Below are 15666 nucleotides of genomic sequence, written 5' to 3' on the forward strand. Positions count from 1 at the left end.
GTCGGATGAAACCCATGCTAGTGCCGCGGTATTCCGCGAGAGGGGGCTAGCGCCGGGGCAGGAAGCGCCGTCCGAGCGCGAGAGCGGGAGCCAGCTCGGGTGCGCGGAAGAGGGCCAGGATGCCGAGATAGACGACGAGCACGACACCCCCGACGAGCGCGGCACCGAGTGCGCCCGTGAGGGCGTTCGTCGACGTCCACCCGAAGTAGCCGCCGGTCAGCACGTACGCGAGGAAGCCGGCCCCGGCCGCGGGGAGGGAGGCGAGGGAGAACCGCAGCAGGGCGGGCAGCCACTCGGCCGTCCCGATGCCGCCGAGGCGACGGTGCAGCAGAACCGCCGCGATCACGACCTGCACGATGCTCGCCAGCGACTGGGTGAGGGCGACGCCGGCGGCGAGGAAGGCAGGGCCCAGGACCGCACCGGCCGCCAGCGCCCCGCCCGTGACGAGCGCGCACTGGATGAGCGTGAAGAAGAACGGGGTACGGGTGTCGTTGTAGGCGTAGAAGGTCCGCTGAACGACGAAGAGCACGGCGAGCGGGACCAGGCAGAGGAGGTAGCAGAGCAGCACCGGAGCGACGGCGGCGGCCTGCTCCGGTCCGTTCGTGAAGATCCTGCTCGCGGGCACGGCAGCGACGGCCAGGGCCACGGCGGCCACGACGATGAACAGGCCCAGGGTGCGGATGCTGCGGACGATGTCGGCCCGCACCTCCTCGTGGCGTCCCGCGGCCGCGTGCTCGCTGAGCTGCGTGAAGTAGGGCGTCCCGATCGAGAGCACGATGATCGAGTACGGGAGCATGAAGAGCAGCCAGGCGTTCTGCGACGCGAAGATCGCGGGGTCCTCGCCGGAGGCGCCGGACAGCACGTTCGTCTGCACGATCCCGGCCAGCTGACCCGCGACGACCATGAGGAAGGTCCATCCGGCCAGGCGCCCGATGTGGCGCAGGCCGACCCCGCGCCACTGGAAGTCGGGGCGGAGCGTCAGCCCCGCACGGCGCCAGAAGAAGGCCAGCACGACGGTCTGGACGACGATGCCCGCCGTCGCGGTGGCCGCGAGGGTCGCGGTCATGAGGGGCGTCCAGGCGGACACCGCGGTCTGGGGACCGCCGAAGAGCACGATGAACCCGGCGAACCCGGCGATGGACACGATGTTGTTGACGATGGGCGCCCACGTGTACGGGCCGAAGACGCGGCGGGCGTTGAGGATCTCGCCGAGGAGCGCGTAGAGACCGTAGAAGAAGATCTGCGGCAGGCACCAGTAGGCGAAGGCCGTGGAGAGCGCCAGCTGATCCTCGGTGAAGCGGCTCGCGTAGACCTGGACGAGCAGCGGTGCGGCGATCATCGCGAGGGCGGTGGAGATGAGCAGCCCCATCGTGCCCAGCGTGAACAGCTTCGAGATGAAGGCCTGGCCGCCGTCGGCGTGAGCGGCGGCCTTGATGATCTGCGGCACCACCACAGCCGTCAGGAGGCCGGTCGAGATGATCGCGTAGATGTTGTTCGGCAGCTGGTTCGCCACCGCGAAGGCGTCACCCGCGGAGCTGATCGACCCGATGGCCGCGACGAGGACGATGGTCCTCAGCAGACCCGTGAGCCTCGACACGATCGTCCCGGCTCCGATGAGGACGCTCGCGCGACCGATTCCGCTCACGGACGTTCCTCCTGGCGCGGCTCGGCGCCGCGGTCTGCATCGGCACGCGGGCCGTCGATCGGGGCATCGGCCGGGGCGCCGGCGGCATCCCGGACCTCTGGCTCGGCCGAGGCGCCGGCGGCATCCCGGACCTCCGGCTCGGTGAGCGGGGTCTCGAGGGCGGCGGCCACCTCACGGCGGAGAGCGCGCCGGCGACCGACCGTGCGGGCGACGCCGATGCCGATGAAGCCGATCACGAGGAGGATGATGACGATGAGGCCGATGTTCTCCCACTCCGCGCGCACCTCCACGTCGACGCCCTGCGGATCGCCGATGGGCTCGCCGGTGGGGCTGTAGAGCTGCAGGGCGACGCTGACCTCGCCGTTGGCGACACGGGCCTCGACGGGGACCTCGACGCGGGTGTTCGCGTCGGCCTGCGCCTCGATCGGGGTCTGCTCCTGGACGCGGAGACGTACGTCGTCGGGACGCGCCACCAGCACCACCGAGACCGGCCAGGGCAAGTCGTTCCGGATCCAGGGTCGCAGCGGCGCGCTCGAGCTCACCAGTCGGAAGTCGGACGACAGGATGCCGACGGACTGGAGGGTCTCCTGGGTCTCGCTGCGGTGGGCGGCGACGGCCTCGCGTGCGGCGTCGCCGGACCACGAGGTGCCGAGGAGCTGCAGCATCTCCGCGCGCTCGCGGCCGGTGAGCAGCTCCGGCTGCTCGAGGACCGTGGCGAAACGGTCGATGACCGCCTCGTCCGAGACGAGCTGGGTCACCTCGGCGACCCGGGCGGCGTCGGCCTCGGGCTCGGCCGGGGAGATCGCGGATGCCGCTCCCCCGACGACGTCGTCGAGGGGGACGGCCGCGAATCCCGGCGCGGTCGTGGCGGCCGCGAGGGTGGCGCGGAGGCTGGCGCGGGCGCGATCGGTGCCGCGGTCGACGGCGACGAGGATGGGGCGACCGCCCGCGTCCGCGCGGGCGAGGGCGAGCATGCCGACGGCGGCGGCGAGGTCCGACCCGCGGCGGGTGACGTCGTTCTCCCCGGCGGCGCGGGTGAGGGCCGCCGTGACGTCGGCGTCGTAGACGGGGGTGGACACGCCGCCGACGGAGGCGTCGACCGGAACGGTCCCGTCCGAGACGCTCGACGACGGCAGCAGGATGCGCGCCGGCTGGTCCGCGTCGCCGGAGGCCGCGAGTGCTCCCACGACCCCGGGCCCGGCGCTGCCCGTCGCCGGCCAGTACACGTTCGCGGTGGCCGGTCCGATGTCGAGGAGAGTCGCGAGATCCGGAAGAGACGGGGCGCCCGAGGAGGGCGACGGCGTGGGAGTGGGCGATGCCGTCGACGTCGTCACGGGTGTCGAGAAGTCCGCCGCGGACATATACGTCAGAAGGGATATGGGCTCGAGAGGGGTGGCGAGGCCGGCATTGATCTGCGCCGACAGGTCCGCGTCGCCGAACTGCAGAGCGAACCGGGCGTTGGGCAGGGCGAGCAGCCGCTGGAGCCAGGAGATCGCGGTGGGGGGCGCGGAGGTGCCGAGGACCCGGATGGCGGCGGGGATCGCGGGGTCGACCGCGAGGGTCGCGGCCGTGCCGTCGACGGCATCCAGCTGGGCCGTCAGGGGACCGTCGACGGCCGTGAGGTCAGCCAGCTCGGAGGCCGTCAGCAGACCCTCGCGTCGGACGCCGACCGTGATGGGGAACACCACGGCGAGACCCGATGCGGCGGCCGCGGTGTCGGGGACGACGACGACCGACGTGGCGACGAGGTCGCCGGCCTGCACGGAGAGCGGGTAGACGCCGGGGGCGCGTCCGGCGATCACCGGGTCGGTCGCCGGGACGTTGAGCGAGACGGATCCCTGGTCGTCGGACGAGACCGCACCGAGCGTGGTCGCGCCGACCTCGGCGACGGACACGCCGGCGGTGTCTCCGTCCAGCCAGCGGTCGAGCGCCGAACGGTCGCGGAGGGGCGCGGTCCCGAGGCGGAAGGCGACCGGCACCGGGTCGGTCGCGGAACTCCCGGGGTTCTGCAGGGTGGCTGTCGCCCCCAGCGACTCCCCGGGACGCAGGACGCCGTTGGAGACCGGCGACAGCGCCAGACTCGGCTCCGCCGGGGCCGCGGTCGGCGTCGGGGCGGGCGTGGAGGTCGCGGCGGCAGCCGGCACCGCGAGACCGACGGACAGGGCGACGCTCGCCAGGGTCGCCAGCAGCCGGCGCGTGCGGGAGCGCCGTGGGTCGGAGGAGCCCGGAGGCGGAGAGGTCACGATCATGCGGTGGTGGAATCGGTGGCGGGGGCCACGCCGCGACGAGTCTAGAGCCGCCTGCCTTCAAGCCCCCCGATAGCCTCGCCCGAACGGTTGAATGGACGGGTGCTCCCCCATCCCGATCCCGCCCTCTGCCGCCGTCTCGCCGCCGACCTCCGTGCCGCCGGATACAGCGGAGCCGCGCTGCGCGACGCCTGGGGTCCGCAGGCGGACGACGCCCTGGCCCGCGGACTGCGCGAGCCTGCGCTGCGGGCGCTCGGCCGGCGCGACGACCCCCTCGCCGTCCTGGGTCGCGTGTGGGGTCTCGGCGCCACCGCGACCGCGCCCGAGCTCGGCGCCGCGCTCCCCTCTCTCGGCCTCGACGGAGCCACGGCCCTGGGCCTCGTCGTCGCGGCCGACGACGTCGTGCGCGGGGGCGTCCTCATCCGCCCGCAGGCCTTCGCGGACGCGGACGGCGACGTCGAGTGGTGGATCGCGAGCGACCTCGACGAGGCTGCTCTCGGTGGGCCGCTCCCCGAGGACCACGTCCTCGGCGTCGGCGGAGCCTCGCAGACCCTCGCGCGCATCCAGCTCACGCGTCGTGCGGGCACCGGACTCGACATCGGCACCGGATGCGGCATCCAGGCGCTGCGTCTGCGGCGGCTCGTCGATCGCGTCGTGGCGACCGACGTCTCGGAACGCGCGCTCCGCTTCACCCGTCTCAACGCCCTCCTCAACGACGTGGACGGCATCGAGACGCGCCACGGCTCGCTGTTCGACCCCGTCGCCGGCGAGACGTTCGACCGGATGGCATCCAATCCGCCCTTCGTCATCACGCCGCGGGTCGCGGGGGTTCCCGCCTACGAGTACCGCGACGGCGGCATGGAGGGCGACGCGCTCGTCGCCGCGGTGGTCGGCGGGGTGGGAGCGCATCTGTCCCCTGGCGGGGTGGCGCAGTCGCTCGGCAACTGGGAGTACCGGGGTGAGGAGTCGGGCCTCGACCGGGTGAGGGGATGGGTGGATGCCGCCGGTGAGGCGCTCGACGCCTGGGTCATCGAGCGCGAGGTGCTGGACCCCCTCGCCTACGCCGAGCTGTGGGTGCGCGACGGGGGGACCGTGCCGGGCACCCCGGAGTACGCGCGTCTCATCGACGCGTGGCTGGAGGACTTCGCCGCGCGCGGGGTCACCGGCGTCGGCTTCGGCTACGTCCTGCTGCGGCGTCCGCTCGCGGGCGGTCCGACCCTCGCGCGGTACGAGCGCGTAGCGGGCGGCGGCGAGGCCTCGTTCGGCCCGCACCTGGCGGCATGCCTCGAGGCCCACGACCGTGCGGCCCTGCTCGACGACGCCGGGCTGGAGGCATCCCTCCTCCTCGTCGCTCCGGACGTGACCGAGGCCCGCCACCACCGCCCGGGCGAGGAGGCGCCGACCGTCATCGAGCTGCGCCAGGGCGGCGGCTTCGGCCGGACCCTCGAGGTCGACCCGGCCCTGGCCGCACTCGTGGGCGCGTGCGACGGCGATCTCGACGTCGGCAGCCTGATCGGGGCCATCGCCCAGCTCATGGACGTGGATGCCGCCCACTTGCGCGACGACCTCCTCCCCCGGGTCCGCGAGCTCATCGACACGGGCTTCCTGACGTTCGCGGAGGGGTGAGGCGCCGGCGCGTATGCAGGACCGACGCGTGTCGGTGCGGCTCAGGCGTCCCGCGGCACGACATCAGTCCCGCCGGTCCTGCAGACGGGCGGGGCGGCGGGCGCACGGCCGGACGGGCGGGGCCGCGGGCGCACGGCCGCCCGGGCAGGTCGCGGGCGCACGGGGGCGACAGACGGCCGGGCACGAGGCGAGCGCGGCGGCTTCGTTAGGCTCGGAGCATGCTGAACATGTCCGAGGGTGTCGCGCGCCTCGGCGAGCTCGCCGACCACCCCGTCGTCTCGACGCTCGCCCGCGTCTTCGCGGCGGCCGGGCGCGATCTGGCCATCGTGGGCGGTCCCGTCCGCGACGCGCTGCTCGGCCGGACGACGCACGACCTCGACTTCACCACCGACGCGCGCCCGGACGAGATCCTGGCGCTGGTCAAGCCCGTGTCGTCGGTGCAGTGGGACGTCGGCCGCGCGTTCGGCACCATCGGCGCCCGCGTCCAGGGCGAGCAGGTCGAGATCACGACGTATCGCGCCGACAGCTATGACGGCGTCACTCGCAAGCCGACCGTCGAGTTCGGCGACACGCTCGAGGCGGACCTCACCCGTCGCGACTTCACCGTGAACGCGATGGCGCTGCGCGTTCCCGCCCGGACCTTGGTCGACCCCACCGGCGGCCTCGAGGACCTCCTCGCGGGACGGCTGCGCACCCCGATCGACCCGGCGGTCAGCTTCGGCGACGATCCGCTCCGCATGCTCCGCGCGGCGCGGTTCGCGTCGCAACTGGAGTTCACCGTCGACGACGACACGCGCCACGCGATCACGGATCTCCGTCACACGCTGCAGATCGTCAGCCCGGAACGCATCCAGGCCGAGCTCGTGCGCCTGCTCGCCACGGACGACCCGGTCCGCGGCATCCGCGTGCTCGTCGACACGGGGCTCGTCGAGGAGTTCCTCCCCGAGATCCCCGCGCTGCGACTCGAGGTCGACGAGCACCACCATCACAAGGACGTCTACGAGCACTCCCTCACGGCGCTGCGTCAGGCGATCGCGCTCGAGAGGCAGCGGCATCCTGGATCCGCCCCCGACGTGCCGCTCCGCCTGGCCGCGCTGCTGCACGACATCGGCAAGCCCGCGACGCGTCGACTCGAGCCCGGCGGCGGCGTCACCTTCCACCACCACGACGTGAAGGGCGCGCGCATGGCGCGCAAGCGCCTGCAGGCCCTGCGCTTCGACGCCGCGACCACCACCGTGGTCTCGCGGCTCGTCGAGCTGCACCTGCGCTTCTTCGGCTATGCGGAGGGGGCCTGGACGGACGCGGCCGTGCGCCGGTACGTCCGCGACGCCGGCGACGAGCTCGAGCGCCTGCACATCCTCACCCGTGCCGACGTGACGACGCGCAACAAGCGCAAGGCGCAGCGCCTCGCCTCCGCCTACGACGACATCGAGTCGCGCATCGCCACCCTGCGGGAGCAGGAGGAGATGGATGCCATCCGGCCCGAGCTCGACGGCAACCGCATCCAGGAGATCCTCGGTCTGAAGCCGGGCCGTGAGGTCGGTGAGGCGTACCGCTTCCTGCTCGACCTGCGGTTGGACGAAGGCATGGTCGGACCCGAGGAGGCCGAGCGGCGCCTGCGGGAGTGGTGGGCCGCGCGGAGCTGACGGGCGCGGCGGCCTCGGGGCGGCCGCCTCGGGGCGCGCGGTGTGGCCCCGGGGCGACGGAGGTGGTCCCGGGGCCACGCACGGACACCCACGCCGCCGCAGGGACACCGACGCTGCGGCCGGTTCGGGGCGCGCGGTGTGGCCCCGGGGCGACAGAGGTGGTCCCGGGGCCACGCACGGACACCCACGCCGCATCGGAAACGGTGGTCATCCCCGGCGCACACCCCTCCCACGCGGGCGCACTCCGACCTACACTGAGAACCACCTCCGTCGACGTTGATGGGAATTCCGTGTCCTCTCCATGGTCGCGACCGGCCGTGTCCCCCGAGACCTCGGGGCTGCTCATCGCGCGCGCGCACGAGGAGCTCATCGCGGGCAACGACGATCGGCGCCTCCACGACGTGCGGCCGCTCGTGCAGGAATCGTGGCGGAGGTCGTTGGCATCCCTCGTCGGTCCCGAGGGACTCCCCTCGCTCGACCTCTCGCTCGACGAGCTCGAGGCGTATCGGCGCGCCCACCCGCTCGCGGGGGTCATGGACATGGTGCGCTCGCTGCTGCTGCCCGGCACGGCCGAGGAGTCCGGCGTGATCGTCGCGGTGGGCGATGCGGCGGGCCGTCTGCTGTGGGTCGAGGGCGACCGACGGATCCGCGCGCTGACGGGCGACATGGGCTTCGTGGCGGGGGCGAACTGGGCGGAGGATGCCGTCGGCACCTCGGCCCCGGGAACAGCGCTCACCCTCGATCGGTCGGTGCAGATCCGCGGCGCCGAGCACTTCAACCGTCTCGTGCAGCCCTGGTCCTGCACCGCGGCACCCGTGCACGACCCCGAGACGCGTCGGCTGCTCGGCGTGATCGACGTCACGGGAGGACCCGAGGCGGTGACCCCGCAAGCGCAGCTGCTCGTGGATGCCACGGCTCGCGCGATCGAGAGCGAGATCCTCGTGGGGCGACTGCGCACGCGGCAGGCTCCTCCCCCGCGGCGATCGACGCCGGCGCGGGCTCTGCTGCGCATCCTCGGGCGGGATCGCGCGCTCCTGGAGGTGGGGGGGTCGGCGCTGGAGCTCAGCGCGCGGCACGCCGAGATCCTCCTGCTGCTCGCGGCCCATCGCGAAGGACTGTCGGCCGAGGCGCTGAGCGAGGCGGTCTACGGCCACCCGGCGGTGGAGACGCTGCGGCCCGAGATGGTCCGACTGCGCCGGGCGCTCGTCCCGTTCGCACCGCGTCTCGTTCCGGCGTCCCGCCCGTATCGACTGCCCGAGGGGCTCGAGACCGACGCCCAGCACGTGCTCTCGCTGCTCGACCGCGGCGCGCACCGGGTGGCGCTCGCCGCCTACGCCGGGCCCGTGCTGCCCGAGTCCGACGCTCCCGGCGTGGTCGAGGTGCGCGAGTCGGTGCGTTCGACCCTGCGTGAGGCGCTGATGGCCGAGGCGGGGATCGACGTGCTGCTCGCCTTCGCCGACACCGCCGATGCTCGCGACGACGACGAGGTGCTGCGGCTGTGCCTCCGATCGCTGCCCGCCCGATCGCCGAAGCGCGCGGGGCTCGTCGCGCGGCTGGAGCGCCTCGAGCAGGCGTGATCGCGACCTCCGCTCGTGCGCGATCGGGTGCGCGCACACGCGCCCGATGTCGGAGGTGCTCGTTACGCTGAACATATGGACGAAAACGCGCTCGACATCTTCTCGGCAGCTCGCGCACGTCGCGACGTGGGGCGCATCCGCGAGGCCCTCGCCGAGGTGAAGGCGGGCGACGTCGCCCGCGTCACGGTTCGTTCCCCGCGCTACGGCCTCTACGCCCTCGAGGGCACCGTCCGCATCGGCGTGGGCGGCCAGCCGCTCATCGGCGACGTCATCCTCGCCACGAGCGCCGAGATCCAGCGCATCGACCTCGGCATCGAGGCGCCCGAGCCCGCACTCGACGCCGACGTGGTCGACCCGTCGACGCTCCCCCACGGCACCCCCGTGCGCGTGGTCTTCCGCACGCCGACCCACCAGACCTTCGCGCTCACCGGTCCCATCACCGCCGGCAACGACCGCTTCCTCCTCGTCGGCAGCTGGATCGTCGCCGACGACCGCGCCATCGCCCCGCGCGTGCAGAGCATCGAGCGCCTCGACGGCATCGACCTGCACGAGGTCAACGTGCCCCCGCTGCGGTCGGTCCTCGTCGACGCCGACGCGTAACCCGCGCGAGCAGGATGGATGCCACGGCCTCGGGGTCGTGGCATCCATCGTTTCCCTGGTGCGGGCACCCGAGGTGCTCGCCCTGGTGATCCCGACGCCCGCCGCCGCCCTCGCGGCGGTGCAACTCGATGCAACCTCCGTCGGCGTACCGTCGGGGCCATCGCCGCCCGGAGCCGACGCGGCGACTCATGACCGTCGAAGGAGACACGCATGACCATCGTCGAAGAAGGCGTCTCGAGCGTCTACGCCGCCCCGGGAACCCGCGGGGCCGTCGCCGAGTACCGCGCGCGGTACGGGCACTACATCGGGGGCGAATGGGTCGAGCCCCACAGCGGCCAGTACTTCGAGAACATCACCCCCGTCACGGGCAAGCCGTTCTGCGAGGTCGCCCGCGGCGACGCCGCCGACATCGACCGCGCCGTCGAGGCCGGCTGGAAGGCCTTCGCGGCCTGGAAGAAGACGACGCCGGCCGAGCGCAGCGTCATCCTGAACAAGATCGCCGACCGCATCGAGGAGAACCTCGAGAAGATCGCCGTCGCGGAGACGTGGGAGAACGGCAAGCCGGTGCGCGAGACGCTCGCGGCCGACATCCCGCTGACCGTGGACCACTTCCGCTACTTCGCCGGCGTGCTGCGGGCGCAGGAGGGCTCGCTCAGCCAGCTCGACGAGAACACTGTCGCGTACCACTTCAACGAGCCGCTCGGTGTCGTGGGCCAGATCATCCCGTGGAACTTCCCCATCCTGATGGCCGCGTGGAAGCTGGCCCCGGCGCTCGCCGCGGGCAACTGCGTCGTCATCAAGCCGGCCGAGCAGACGCCGGCATCCCTGCTGTTCCTCTTCGACATCATCGGCGACCTGCTCCCCGCCGGTGTCGTGAACATCGTCAACGGCTTCGGCATCGAAGCGGGGGCGCCGCTCGCGCAGCACAAGCGGATCCGCAAGATCGCGTTCACCGGTGAGACCACCACCGGGCGCCTCATCATGCAGTACGCGTCGCAGAACCTCATCCCGGTGACGCTGGAGCTCGGCGGCAAGAGCCCGAACGTGTTCTTCGAGGACGTCGCCCGGACCACCGACGACGCCTACTACGACAAGGCGCTCGAAGGCTTCACGATGTTCGCGCTTAACCAGGGCGAGGTGTGCACGTGTCCGTCGCGGTCGCTCATCCAGCGCTCGATCTACGACCAGTTCCTCGGCGACGGCCTCGAGCGCGTGAAGAAGGTGCGCCAGGGCAACCCGCTCGACCCCGAGACGATGATCGGCGCGCAGGCCTCCAACGACCAGCTGGAGAAGATCCTGTCGTACATCGACATCGGCAGGCAGGGCGGCGCGAAGCTGCTGACGGGCGGCGAGCGCGTCGATCTCGGCGGCGACCTGTCCGGCGGCTACTACGTGGCTCCGACGGTGTTCGAGGGCACGAACGACATGCGGATCTTCCAGGAGGAGATCTTCGGTCCCGTGCTGTCGGTCACGTCGTTCGACTCGTTCGACGACGCCATCTCGATCGCGAACGACACCCTGTACGGCCTCGGCGCCGGCGTGTGGAGCCGCAGCGGCGACACCGCCTACCGCGCCGGACGGGCCATCGAGGCCGGACGCGTCTGGACGAACACCTACCACCAGTACCCCGCGCACGCCGCGTTCGGCGGGTACAAGCAGTCGGGCATCGGCCGGGAGAACCACCTCAAGATGCTCGACCACTACCAGCAGACGAAGAACCTGCTCGTGTCCTACGCCGAAGGCGCGATGGGCTTCTTCTGATCGGCGACCCCCGCGGCGGCCTCACCCCTTTGAGGCCGTCGCGGGCCGGCGCCGGCGAGGCGTGTCCCCCTTCGTGCAGGTTCGGGGGTGAATTCTGCACGAAGTGGGACATGCCGGTCGGTGGGGCCGGTGGTTCGGGCAGGCATGTCCCCTTTTGTGCAGGGTGATGGGGTGAATCCTGCACGAAGTGGGACATGACGGAGGAGAAGGAGAGAGACGGATGCCAGGACTGTCCCGGGTGGACGTGACGGATGCCGCTGCCGCGCTGCTGCGCGACCTGACGGCGACCCACGGGCCGCTCATGTTCCACCAGTCGGGGGGCTGCTGCGACGGCAGCTCGCCCATGTGCTACCCCGTGGGGATGTTCCTGACGGGGCCGAGCGACGTCCGTCTGGGTGCGATCGAGGTGGGCCTGGACGACTCCATCGAGGTCTACATGTCGGAGAGCCAGTTCGAGTACTGGAAGTTCACGCACCTCACCATCGACGTGGTCCCCGGCCGGGGCGCGGGGTTCTCGGTCGAGGGCCCGACGGGCATGCGGTTCCTCATCCGCTCCCGCATGCTCACCGAGGAGGAGGCGTCGGCGTTCGGGGTCAGCGCCTGATCGGAAACCGGGTCAGACGGGCTTCGATGCGCGGATCGGGTAGGTGAGCGGGATCGGCGACGGCTGCTCGGACGCGATCCTCCACGTACCGCTGCACCCCGTAGCCCGATCCGTCCCGAGCGGCGTGCAGGGTGGCGCGCTCGTCCCAGTTCGCGCGATTGGCATCGATGAAGTCGGTGGTCATGGCATCCCTTCCGTCCCGGGGCAGCCTAGCGAGCGCGGTGGGGCGGGCGACGGGCAGGTGGGGTGAGGAATCGGGTGATCTTCCGGTGCAGATGAGGGCGGAAAAAAGGCAGCGTTCCTAGCCTGCGGGGATGCGGAAGCTCCTCGACCCTCGTCCCGGTGCTCGCCGAGGGCCCGGCAGCGCTCCGGACGACGCGAGCGGCCTGGCGACCATGCCGACAGCGGAGCTGCTCGACGGTCTCGCCGCCGCGCCGGGCGCGACCCTCGCCCTCCTCGTCGCGTCCAGCGGCCGTCTGCGGACGCGCCTGCGGTCGACGGCCCCCGACCGCATCGCGCCGTGGTGGCGGCGACTCGCGGACGCGCAGCGTGCGGCGCTCGAGCGCGACGAGCCGGCCCTGGTCGGGGGTCTCGGTGGCATCCCGTACGCCGTGCGGTCGCGCGCCAACTCCCGGGTCCTGCGCGCGGCGATGCTCATCACCGGCCGGCACCCGGTCGGCGAGGCCGCGCTCCGGGCGGCGGCGCTGACCGAGCTGCGTCGCGCCGCCGACGAGGAGACGCTGGTCTCCCTCGACCTGGAGGTCCCCGTGCGGGCGACGGTCGCCGTCGGGGACCTCGACCGGGCGACGCACGTCAGCTACCTCGTGCCGGGCATGGACGTCGGCGTCGCGGGGAGCATCGGCGACTACGTCGGGGCCGCGCACCGCCTGCGGCAGGCCCAGGCCGCGGTCTCGGACGTCCCCCTTGCCGACATCGCCGTGGTCGCCTGGCTCGGCTACCGTCCCCCGCACAACGCCAGCGTAGAGGGGATGGTGTCGGTGGCGTTCAACGAGCGCGCCGCCGTCGGGGCCGTCGCCCTGGCATCCGACCTCCGCGCCCTGCGGGCCAGCCGGTGCGGACCGGCGCCGGAGATCACGGTGGTCGGGCACTCCTACGGGACGAACGTGGCCGCCCTCGCTCTCACGCGGACCTCCGCCGCCCACGCGGTCCTGCTGGGCTCGGCGGGGATCGCGGCGACGGTGCGCCGCGCGGCCGACATCGACGTCCCGATCGGAGAAGTGTTCGCGACCGAGGCGGTGGCCGACGAGTGGGCGATGGTCGGACGCGCGCTGTCCCTGCGACCGGACCCCACGACGGTCCGGTTCGGCGCCCGCGTCTTCAGCTCCGAGGGCGGCACGGTGAACGGGCTCGACGTCGAGGCCGTAGGCATGCACGGACCGTTCGGCGACCGCCCCGGCCGGGTCAGCTATCTCGACGCCGGGTCCTCGGCGCTCCTCAGCACGGCGCTCGTGGCGATGGGCCGGGGTGGCGAGCTGCCGTCCCGCGGCGGGCCCAACGACCGGATGATCCAGTTCTCCCGCCGGATCGCCCGGCGGTTCGTCCTTCCGTCGGACGAGAGACCGCGGCCCGCCTCCCCGTCGGTGTCGTCGCGTGACGCCGAGCGGCCCTGACGTCGGCCGTCCGGGTTAGCCTGGCGGCATGTCGGGTCGCGTCTACGTCATTCACGAGAACCCCCAGTGGCTGCCGCCGTTCGAGGCGGCGTTCGAGGCCGAGGGCGTCCCCCTGGAGGAGTGGCTCCTCACGGACGGTGCGATCGACCTCGGCGCCGAGCCGCCGGAGGGCGTCTTCTGGTCGCGCCTGAGCGCGTCCGCGCACACACGGGACCACGGCGAGAGCAAGGAGTACGGCCGCGCCGTGCTGCGCTGGCTCGCCTCGTGGGGCCGCACCGTCATCAACGGCGCCGACGTCCTCGAGCTCGAGGTGAGCAAGGTCGCCCAGCACGCGGCGCTGCGTCACGCGGGCATCGACGTGCCGCGGACGGTCGCCGTGTTCGGCACGGAGCGCCTAGTCGAGCAGGCGGCGGCCTTCACGGCCCCCTTCATCAGCAAGCACAACCAGGGCGGCAAGGGCCTCGGCGTGCGCCGCTGGGACTCGCACGACGCCTTCGCCGCCTGGGTGGCCGGGCCCGAGTTCGAGCCCTCCCCCGACGGCGTCACGCTTCTGCAGGAGCTCCTCGTCGCGAAGGCCCCGTTCATCACGCGCGCCGAGTTCGTCGGCGGCGAATTCGTCTACGCGGTCCGCGTCGACACCAGCGCCGGCAGCTTCGAGCTCTGCCCCGCCGAGGCGTGCGCGGTCCCGGGGGCCGACGGCGTCGAGCCCGAGCCGCTGTTCCGCCGTCGCGACGACGTCGACCCGGCGCTCATCGACCGCTACCTCGCCTTCCTCGCGGCCGAGGGCATCGGCATCGCCGGGATCGAGTTCATCGAGACCATGGACGGCCGCACTGTCACGTACGACGTGAACACGAACACCAACTACAACCCCGACGTCGAGGCGACGGCTCCGCGCTCCGGACCCCGTGCCATCGCCCGCTGGCTAGGATCGCTGCTGCCGCAGGACGCGGCCGTCGGCACCCGTGTCTGAGCCGGCGGCGCCCACCCTGGACTGGGAGGGCTACGGTTTCGCGACCCGTCAGGTCCACGCCGGAGAGGCCGAGGACCTGACCCACGGCGCTCGGATCACCCCGGTGCACCTCTCCGCGGCCTACCGGTTCGCCTCGTTCCAGGAGGCGGCCGACCGGTTCTCCGGCGCCGATCTCGGCCACCTCTACTCGCGCAACGCCAACCCGACGAACCAGGTCGCGGAGCGTCGGCTGGCGTCTCTCGAGGGCGGGTCGGGCGCGCTCGTCGTCGGTTCCGGGCAGGCGGCCATCACGATGGCGCTGCTGGGGCTGGCCGGCGAGGGCGAGCACATCATCTCGACGGCGAGCATCTACAGCGGCACCCGGGTGCTCTTCGACCGCTCCTTCCGCCGGCTCGGCGTCACGGTCGAGTACCTCTGGGACCCGTCCGACGAGGACGAGTGGGAGCGGCTCATCCGCCCGGAGACGAAGGCGATCTTCACCGAGACGCTGCCGAACCCGAAGAACGACGTCGTCGACATCGCCGCGGTCGCGCGAATCGCCGACCGTCACGGCATCCCGCTGGTCGTCGACAACACGATCGGTACGCCGTTCCTCATCCGCCCCTTCGAGCACGGCGCGCACATCGTCGTCCACTCGGCGACGAAGTTCCTCTCCGGCCACGGGGCGAATCTGGCGGGGGCGATCGTCGACGGCGGGACCTTCGATTGGGCGGCATCCGATCGGCCCTACCCGGGGATCACGGCGACGCCGTTCTCCACCCACGCGTCGTACGTCGACGCCTTCGGCCCACGGGCGTTCGAGCAGTACCTGCGGTTCGGCATCGCCAACGACACGGGCCCGGCCCTGTCGCCGTTGAACGGCTTCCTCCTGCACCAGGGGATGGAGACGCTGTCCGTGCGCATGCGGCAGCACATCGCCTCGGCCCGCGAGATCGCGGAATGGCTGGAGGGCCAAGAGCGGGTCGAGAGCGTCGACTACGCGGGACTCCCGTCCCACCCGCAGCACGCGCTCGCCGTCCGCGACTACGGCGGGCTGCCGGGCTCGGTCTTCTCGTTCACGGTGCGCGGCGGCGCCGAGGGGGCGGAGCGGTTCTTCGACGCGCTCCGCGTCTTCAGCCGGATGACGAACATCGGCGACACCCGGTCCATGGCGCTGCATCCGGCGACGACGACCCACTCGGGCTTCACGCAGGAGACGCGCGACCGGCTCGGCATCGCCGACGGGCTCATCCGCCTGTCCATCGGACTCGAGGATGCCGCCGACCTCATCGCCGATCTCGATCAGGCACTGCGCGTCGCGGTCTGACGCCGCGGCCCGCTCGGGCGTCCGGGGACCCGCCCGCTCAGGCGTGCCGAA

General features: G+C 72.6%; 12 protein-coding genes. 9 read left to right on the forward strand and 3 right to left on the reverse strand.

Annotated features, from left to right (window positions below; translation table 11 throughout):
- Positions 1–46: 46 nt before the first annotated feature.
- Both murJ and ACO03V_RS03390 read right to left on the reverse strand, forming a co-directional pair.
- The gene (gene murJ / locus ACO03V_RS03385; RefSeq protein WP_423136602.1) at positions 47–1645 is read right to left on the reverse strand and encodes a murein biosynthesis integral membrane protein MurJ; all 1599 of its coding nucleotides are present in this window, start codon (positions 1643–1645) and stop codon (positions 47–49) included.
- Positions 1642–3888 carry a DUF6049 family protein gene (locus ACO03V_RS03390; protein WP_423136603.1) on the reverse strand — a complete coding sequence of 749 codons (2247 nt, stop codon included), beginning with the start codon at positions 3886–3888 and terminating at the stop codon, positions 1642–1644. Before ACO03V_RS03390 ends, murJ begins: the two co-directional genes overlap by 4 nt.
- A gap of 105 nt (positions 3889–3993) precedes the next feature.
- Here ACO03V_RS03390 and ACO03V_RS03395 point away from each other — a divergent pair, with 105 nt between their 5' ends.
- The 6 genes from ACO03V_RS03395 (at position 3994) to ACO03V_RS03420 (ending at position 11705) form a co-directional block, all read left to right on the forward strand.
- On the forward strand, positions 3994–5517 hold the full coding sequence (locus ACO03V_RS03395; RefSeq protein WP_423136604.1) for a DUF7059 domain-containing protein: 1524 nt from the start codon (positions 3994–3996) through the stop codon (positions 5515–5517).
- Positions 5518–5735: 218 nt separating this feature from the next.
- A complete protein-coding gene (locus ACO03V_RS03400; RefSeq protein WP_423136605.1) occupies positions 5736–7163 on the forward strand; it encodes a CCA tRNA nucleotidyltransferase in 1428 nt (475 codons plus the stop codon).
- Between the two features lie 290 nt (positions 7164–7453).
- Complete coding sequence (locus ACO03V_RS03405) at positions 7454–8740, forward strand: GAF domain-containing protein (RefSeq protein ID WP_423136606.1); 1287 nt, start codon at positions 7454–7456, stop codon at positions 8738–8740.
- 75 nt (positions 8741–8815) lie between these two features.
- The gene (locus ACO03V_RS03410; RefSeq protein WP_367733831.1) at positions 8816–9340 is read left to right on the forward strand and encodes a hypothetical protein; all 525 of its coding nucleotides are present in this window, start codon (positions 8816–8818) and stop codon (positions 9338–9340) included.
- A 210-nt stretch (positions 9341–9550) separates the two neighbouring features.
- Positions 9551–11101 (forward strand): aldehyde dehydrogenase family protein, encoded by a 1551-nt coding sequence (locus tag ACO03V_RS03415; RefSeq protein ID WP_423136607.1) that lies wholly within the window; start codon positions 9551–9553, stop codon positions 11099–11101.
- 220 nt (positions 11102–11321) lie between these two features.
- Positions 11322–11705, forward strand: coding sequence for a DUF779 domain-containing protein (locus ACO03V_RS03420; protein ID WP_423136608.1), 384 nt, complete (start codon positions 11322–11324; stop codon positions 11703–11705).
- On the opposite strand, the gene ACO03V_RS03425 is transcribed toward ACO03V_RS03420, so the two are convergent.
- A complete protein-coding gene (locus tag ACO03V_RS03425) occupies positions 11695–11889 on the reverse strand; it encodes a hypothetical protein (RefSeq protein ID WP_423136609.1) in 195 nt (64 codons plus the stop codon). The two genes, ACO03V_RS03420 and ACO03V_RS03425, sit on opposite strands and share 11 nt — an antisense overlap.
- Positions 11890–12019: 130 nt before the next feature.
- Between ACO03V_RS03425 and ACO03V_RS03430 the strand changes: the two genes are divergently transcribed.
- From ACO03V_RS03430 to ACO03V_RS03440, 3 genes are read left to right on the forward strand one after another with little or no spacing between them, the layout of a single operon-like run.
- Entirely contained in the window at positions 12020–13336 is a 1317-nt protein-coding gene (locus ACO03V_RS03430) for an alpha/beta hydrolase (RefSeq protein ID WP_423136610.1), read from the forward strand.
- Positions 13337–13364: 28 nt separating this feature from the next.
- Positions 13365–14309 carry an ATP-grasp domain-containing protein gene (locus ACO03V_RS03435; protein ID WP_423136611.1) on the forward strand — a complete coding sequence of 315 codons (945 nt, stop codon included), beginning with the start codon at positions 13365–13367 and terminating at the stop codon, positions 14307–14309.
- Positions 14302–15615 carry an O-acetylhomoserine aminocarboxypropyltransferase/cysteine synthase family protein gene (locus tag ACO03V_RS03440; protein WP_423136612.1) on the forward strand — a complete coding sequence of 438 codons (1314 nt, stop codon included), beginning with the start codon at positions 14302–14304 and terminating at the stop codon, positions 15613–15615. The genes ACO03V_RS03435 and ACO03V_RS03440 overlap by 8 nt, the downstream gene beginning before the upstream one ends.
- Positions 15616–15666: the final 51 nt, after the last annotated feature.

Source organism: Microbacterium sp. HMH0099 (genome assembly GCF_049384025.1).
Lineage (GTDB): Bacteria > Actinomycetota > Actinomycetes > Actinomycetales > Microbacteriaceae > Microbacterium.

Coding starts and splice junctions, on each gene's coding strand:
- ACO03V_RS03415 (WP_423136607.1), top strand. CDS start 9,551: ATGACCATCGTCGAAGAAGGCGTCTCGAGCGTCTACGCCGCCCCGGGA.
- ACO03V_RS03400 (WP_423136605.1), top strand. CDS start 5,736: ATGCTGAACATGTCCGAGGGTGTCGCGCGCCTCGGCGAGCTCGCCGAC.
- ACO03V_RS03425 (WP_423136609.1), bottom strand. CDS start 11,889: ATGACCACCGACTTCATCGATGCCAATCGCGCGAACTGGGACGAGCGC.
- ACO03V_RS03435 (WP_423136611.1), top strand. CDS start 13,365: ATGTCGGGTCGCGTCTACGTCATTCACGAGAACCCCCAGTGGCTGCCG.
- ACO03V_RS03430 (WP_423136610.1), top strand. CDS start 12,020: ATGCGGAAGCTCCTCGACCCTCGTCCCGGTGCTCGCCGAGGGCCCGGC.
- ACO03V_RS03420 (WP_423136608.1), top strand. CDS start 11,322: ATGCCAGGACTGTCCCGGGTGGACGTGACGGATGCCGCTGCCGCGCTG.
- ACO03V_RS03410 (WP_367733831.1), top strand. CDS start 8,816: ATGGACGAAAACGCGCTCGACATCTTCTCGGCAGCTCGCGCACGTCGC.